The organism is Streptomyces olivaceoviridis (genome assembly GCF_014650115.1).
Classification (GTDB): Bacteria; Actinomycetota; Actinomycetes; order Streptomycetales; family Streptomycetaceae; genus Streptomyces; species Streptomyces olivaceoviridis.
Window position 1 is genome coordinate 1 of sequence record NZ_BMUI01000075.1, and the last position, 5,840, is coordinate 5,840.

Sequence of the window (5,840 nt, forward strand, 5' to 3'; positions counted from 1 at the left end):
CGGAAGGAAGCCGGGGACTGGGATGGCGCCGAAGCCCTGCTTCGCCAAGCCGCCGGCCTCGGCGACACCGACGCCCTGCACCAACTCGCTGAGATGCGGGAGGAAGCCGAGGACCGGGATGGCGCCGAAGCCCTGATCCAGCAGGCCGCCGACCACGGCGACACCGACGCCTTGCGCCAACTGGCGGTGACACGCGAACTCGCCGGGGACCGGGACGGTGCCGAAGCCCTGCTTCGCCAAGCCGCTGGCCTCGGCGACACCGACGCCCTGCACCAACTCGCTGAGATGCGGGAGGAAGCCGGGGACCGGGATGGCGCCGAAGCCCTGATCCAGCAGGCCGCCGACCTCGGCGACACCGACGCCCTGCACAGACTGGCGGTGACACACGAACTCGCTGGGGACCGGGATGGCGCCGAAGCCCTGGCCCGGAAGACCGTCGTCTACGGTGACGCCATCGCCCTGTGCCGGCTGGCGATGATGCGGGAGTCTGCTGGGGACCGGGCGAGCGCGGGGACCCTGGCCCGGCAGGCCGCCGACCAGGGCGACACCGACGCCCTGCGTCAGTTGGCGATGATGCGGGAGAAAGCAGGGGACCGGGATGGCGCCGAAGCCCTGAGCCAGCAGGCCGCCGATCGTGGTGACACCATCGCCCTGTGCCAGCTGGCGATGATGCGGGAGAAGGCCGGGGACCGGGCAAGCGCGGAAACCCTGGCCCGGCAGGCCGCCGACCACGGCGACACCGACGCCCTCCACCAGCTGGCGGTGATGCGGGAATCTGCCGGGGACTTGGCGAACGCGACAATCCTGGCCCGGAAAGTTGCCGACTACGGCGGAGCCTCTGTGGAATACGAACACATGGCCTGGGCATCGATGCTCCGCATGCGATGGCCACACGGTATGGACCCGGACGGCACTCCGACGGCACCCTGGCAACCGACGATGGATATCCCGCACAGCCCACTCGCAACATCCCATGCTTCAACGCCGTAGGCATGCTGTCATTTCGCGGTTCGTTAGCCCGGTGCTGGCCGGCGCCGTCGATTACATCAGCAAGCCCTTCGATCCCTGGGCCCTGCGCGCCAAGATCGCGGTGTTCACCTCCATCTACTTGGAGCGACACAGCCGGTAAAGCTTGAGTAGGTGCAGGACCGACTGGTCCCCTACGCAGTAGGGGACCAGTCGGTCCTGCCACGGCAGGGACCGTGATGATGCCACTGACCCGGATCACACGTCCGAGGTGGCGGGTCTGCCCCCGGCCTGTGAGCGTCGAGCCGTGACTGGCGTCAGATTACGGTGTATGCCTTCTCGCCCACCATGAAAGGCGCGTCAGCCGGGCCTTTGATGTAGGGGCCGCGCCAGATCACCCGGTGTTCCTGGGCGCTGGGGTACCACTGGCGGACTTTATGCATCCGGACGGTCCACCGGTGGTGGTAGATCTGGCTCGCGCCGTCATCCGCTGCCGAACGCTGCGCGGGCACCTGATTGGCGAGGCGGATGACGCGAACGTCCGGCTCTGCCGGTTGTGCCCGGGCCTGCTGTGGTGGTCTGCTCTCGGCGGCCTCGCGCGGGGTGCCGAGCACGGTGACGCCTTGGGCGGCAAGCCGCCAGAATGCAAACGCGTAGCGGGCGGCGAAGTCGTCGTAGGTGTCCTTGATCCGCCCGCCGTCCCACTGCCCCTCCTCCGCCGGCAGAGCCCTGTGTTCGGCGACCTGGTTCAGGACGGTGTTCAGCCTGCGGTGCTCCTCGGAGATCTCGGCGTGCTGTTCGTTGCTCTCAGCGGTGAGTGCAGCGTCGGCTCGCAGTCCGTAGATGCCGTCTGGCACAAGGGGAGGCAGCGGCGATCCGGAGGCGCGGGCCTGGGCGACGGCGAGGCGCCAGGACTGCGGCTGTACGGGGCCGTCGCGATCCATGAAACACGTGAGCTGGACCCCGGGGTACTGGGCGTCCGGCAGGACCTGATGCTGAGTGACGAGCTGCCAACCGAAGGCACGGATGTCAGAAACGGAGCCACCCCGGTTCTCCACGACCACGGCTTCCGGCAGCACCAGCAGGCCTGTTCGAATGGGAATGTCCCGGTCTTTATCGAGCGTGCCGACGTCGGCGGGTTCCAGGGTGGCGGCCGCCGCCATGACGGCCGCGTGGGCGGCTGGTGAGATGATGAGGACCTCAGCGCCATCAAGAAGCTTCAAGACCTGCTGGACCTGCCACTGCGCCGCCTCGGCGGGGCTTGACGGCCATGGGGGCCTTTTCCCCTGCTTTCCGAGCATCATCGCGAACGCTAAGTTCTCCTGGTGCTCCTCAGGCACGTTGCTGTGATGAAGTACGGTGCGCAGCTCCGCCATCCGGTTGACCGTGTTCGACGCCATCATTGTGCGTACCCATACGTTGTTCTGCAGAAGCCGAAAGCTGTCGGCTCGTGCTCGGTGTGCGGCACGTGCTGCCCCGGTTGCGCTCCACGTCGTCGAGCTGTCCCGGCTTCGCTGCTTCTTGCCGCGACTCGCCTTGCCCACTTTCTTCCCCTCCTCGATAGCTCCGACAGGTGCTACCCGAAGCCGCCCACCGGGACACCGAGGTCACGGGCCGACCCCGACATCCCGGCCATATGCGCTCTGGCGCCTGACGGGTACTCAGCGGACAATCGGTGCCACATTCTGTTGTCCGAGGGGGGCTGGCATGGGTGTTCTGTGGCCGTTGGAGCCTGCTACGGCAGCCAAGCACCGCCTATACCAGCGGTACTTGGACGCCTGGTGGCCGATTCTCCTGCAGACCTCCCAGCGCACGCGCTACAGCAGGCCGCGGGTGACGCTGCTGGACGCGTTCGCCGGCCCGGGACGCTATGAAGGCGGCGAGCCGGGCTCGCCGGTGTTCATCCTGGACCGGCTCCTGCACCACACCGCCGTGGACCGGATGAACCTCAGCCCGCACCGGGTGCACCTGGTCTTCATCGAGAAAGACCGGGCCCGTCACGAACACCTCCTGGCCGAACTGACGGACCGCTTCGGGAAACTGGCCGACCTGCCGGTGCGGGTAGAGGTCCGGCGCGGCGACGCGGGCCGGGACAGCCTGCCGGTGCTGACGGAACTGGGCGCCTGGGGCAATCCGATCCTCGGCATCTTCGACAGCTGGGGCAGCGTGAACGTGCCGCTTGAGGTGACCCGACGGATAGCCCGCAACCGCTCCAGCGAGGTCATCACCACGTTCGGCCCCAACTGGTTCAGCCGCCGCGAGGAGCTGAACGCGGACATCTTCGACGAAGTGTTCGGCGGCCGCGAGCACTGGGAGCCGGCCGCGGACGAGGCCCGGCCCGATGAGCGGTGGCGGGCCTGGCTGGGCACCTACCGCAGCGCGCTGCGGCGGGCCGGGTTCAGCTACCAGCTGCAGTTCCGGCTCGTGCCCCGCACCGGCCAGCCTCTGTACCTGGTCTTCGGCACCGGCAGTGACGCGGGGCTGAAGGCCATGAAGGAAGCGATGTGGAAGGTCGACGACCGTGACGGGGAAAGCTTCCAGGATCCCCGTACCCGCGGCGCCAAGCCGGACGGGCAGCTCGACATCTTCCAAGTCTCCGACGCCTGCGACCCGGAGCTGATCGAGCTGGTTACCCAGCGTCTCGCGCTGGGCAGGGCGACGGTGGAGACAGTCGGACAGTGGCTGCTGACCGAGACCGCCCGCTGGATGCCCACCCACGCGCTGAAAGCCGTGCGGCAGATGCGGCAGGACGGCTCCGTCGCGGTCCAGTCGCCGGGCAAGCTGACCAGCAAGAGCTGGGTCAGCCTGCCCGGCGTGGCCTGATCCAGCTCCGCCGGTCAAACCGGAGCGATATCCCTGGCCTTTGGGTATTCGCGCACCCGCAGGGTGGTGGGAAACCGGGTGATGTCCTTGTGGTGCGCCTTGTCCCAGCAGGAGCCGAGCTGCTTGACGAACGGCGCTGTCCCGGAGCGCCGGCACCGCTCGACGATGTCGGCGGCCCACTCCTCACGCATTGGCCGGGCACCCGGCCCGGACTCGCCGCCCACGATCGCCCAGTCGATGCCGGTCAGGTCCAGATCCGTGAGCGGGCCGAGCAGCGGCTCACACGACAAGAACCGGACGGCCGCCGGAACGAGCCGCAGGTCATCCACGCGCGACAGCTCCCTGGCAGTCTCCACCGACACACCCATCCACAGGTTGGCCGGCCACTCGAGGCGGCTGGCGACCAGCCGCAGCCGCCGCGCCCGCTTGGTCAGCACCTGGTATGTGTGCTGCGGCGTGTCCGCGATCACATCGAAGACCCGCCGCACGTAGTCCAGTGGCACCCGCGCGTGGAACAGGTCGCTCATAGAGTTCACGAACACCGTCCGCGGACTCCTCCACCCGTACGGTACAGAGAGCGCCTCCGGGTGCAGCGTCAACCCGAACCCCGGCCCCGACGTGCGTGGGTCCCCGTCCTTCTGGTACTTCGCCGACCCCATCGCCTTCAGCCGCTTCGCCAGCGTGAGGGCGTAGCAGTGGTCGCAGCCGGCCGATACCCGGTCGCACCCCGTCGTCGGGTTCCAGGTTGCCTCGGTCCACTCGATGGAGCTGCGGTCGCTCACTGGTCCCCTCCTACCCTCACGTCCACGGCATCCCCGCAATGGACGGCTTCCTCTGCGCGCTGCCCAACGATGCCGTCCCGGCCGGAGTCGCGGCATACGAACGCCGGTATCCGACCGCATCCGATCCGTTGCCACGTTTTCATAATCGAATCTCCGTTTGAATACCGTGGCGGTGACATTTGCGTTGCCCACGCCGTCAGCGTGTTTGTCCGGCGCGCTCCCAGCGAGACCGACGCAGCGCCGTCCGGCGGCTCGTCTCTGCCGCCTGGGAGTACTGGGCGCGTGCCATCTCGAGCGGGGCCGACTGCCCGTCCGGCACGCCGGTCTCGGGGAAGGCGCGGGCGCTGAGCGCGCGCATCGCGGCGGTCTGCCGCGCCACCGCGTCCGCGATGGCGGAGTCCACCCGGTGTGGCGGCGCCACCGCCTGGTGCGCGGCAAGCGCGGCGAGGGCGCGGCTGTACCCGTCCGAGGCGGCCTCCCGGGTGCGCACCGGGCCGGTCGACGCGGCCGCGGGCTCCGGGTCGGCGTCGGCCGGCTCGCGCGTCGGCACCATGCCGGACGCGAGGATCTTCAGGGCGCGCACCACCGTGCGGCCGGCCGACTCGTTGGCGGCCGCGATGACGCGGGCCTGCTCCAGGCGCGTCTTCATCGCCCAGGCCGCCGACTCCGGGCACACGGTGAGCCGCCCGGTGTCGGCGTCGTAGCCGACTGCGGCGACGTGCCCGGCCAGCGCCGGTGCGATGGCCGCCCACCGCTCCCTTAGCGAGGCGCGGACCGCCGGGAGCTCCCAGGCTGGCTCGGTGCCCAGCGCGCTGATCGCCGAGCCGAGTCCCATCGGTTCGCGCGCGTTCCGGCGCACCGTACGGACCGGCCGAGGCTTCGACTTCGCCTTCTGCCCGCCGCCGACCTCACCATCGACCGCCTCCGCAAGGCGACCGCGAACGGCGACTTCGCGTACCTCCTCCACATCGCAGCCGCCATGGACGACCTGCCGCAGCCCGAAGGGCCCGTCATCCAGTGGCTCGACGACGCCCACACCGTCCGGGACCGCTGGCGCGCCCTGGTCACCACCCGCTGACTCCGCCTGCGCGGCGTCCAGTAGCGCCAGAGCAGGCGTCAGGCGCCCATAGGGACCAGGGGGCCGCCACCGCCCCGCCTTGCAGTTGAACCACGGCAGGTGGTGCTTCGGTCGTCTGCTGTCATTCATCCGTCTAGCCTCACGCTTTCACGAGGTGGCATGTCCGAGGCTTGATCAGAAACGCGAGAAGT

5 protein-coding genes and 1 pseudogene are annotated in these 5,840 nt (G+C 69.3%); 3 read left to right on the plus strand and 3 right to left on the minus strand.

Translation table 11 applies throughout. From position 1 onward, the window contains the following. Both IE273_RS42735 and IE273_RS44580 read left to right on the plus strand, forming a co-directional pair. Positions 1-990 (plus strand): tetratricopeptide repeat protein (locus tag IE273_RS42735; protein ID WP_373309508.1); only part of this gene is annotated, 990 nt, incomplete at its 5' end. 37 nt (positions 991-1,027) lie between these two features. Further along, positions 1,028-1,129 (plus strand): annotated as a pseudogene (locus tag IE273_RS44580) (response regulator); the annotation flags it as partial. Positions 1,130-1,283: 154 nt separating this feature from the next. Here the strand turns inward: IE273_RS44580 and IE273_RS42740 are convergent. Next, positions 1,284-2,510 carry a hypothetical protein gene (locus IE273_RS42740; RefSeq protein ID WP_229888139.1) on the minus strand — a complete coding sequence of 409 codons (1,227 nt, stop codon included), beginning with the start codon at positions 2,508-2,510 and terminating at the stop codon, positions 1,284-1,286. Between the two features lie 163 nt (positions 2,511-2,673). Here IE273_RS42740 and IE273_RS42745 point away from each other — a divergent pair, with 163 nt between their 5' ends. Continuing rightward, a complete protein-coding gene (locus tag IE273_RS42745; protein WP_189820503.1) occupies positions 2,674-3,789 on the plus strand; it encodes a three-Cys-motif partner protein TcmP in 1,116 nt (371 codons plus the stop codon). 14 nt (positions 3,790-3,803) lie between these two features. Here IE273_RS42745 and IE273_RS42750 read toward each other — a convergent pair whose 3' ends face one another. Next, a complete protein-coding gene (locus IE273_RS42750; protein ID WP_189820504.1) occupies positions 3,804-4,571 on the minus strand; it encodes a DUF5131 family protein in 768 nt (255 codons plus the stop codon). Between the two features lie 196 nt (positions 4,572-4,767). Further along, complete coding sequence (locus IE273_RS42755) at positions 4,768-5,430, minus strand: DciA family protein (RefSeq protein WP_229888141.1); 663 nt, start codon at positions 5,428-5,430, stop codon at positions 4,768-4,770. Positions 5,431-5,840: the final 410 nt, after the last annotated feature.

Bases quoted from the DNA above. Each gene is read 5' to 3' on its own strand.
- IE273_RS42745 (WP_189820503.1), top strand. From the start codon at position 2,674: ATGGGTGTTCTGTGGCCGTTGGAGCCTGCTACGGCAGCCAAGCACCGC.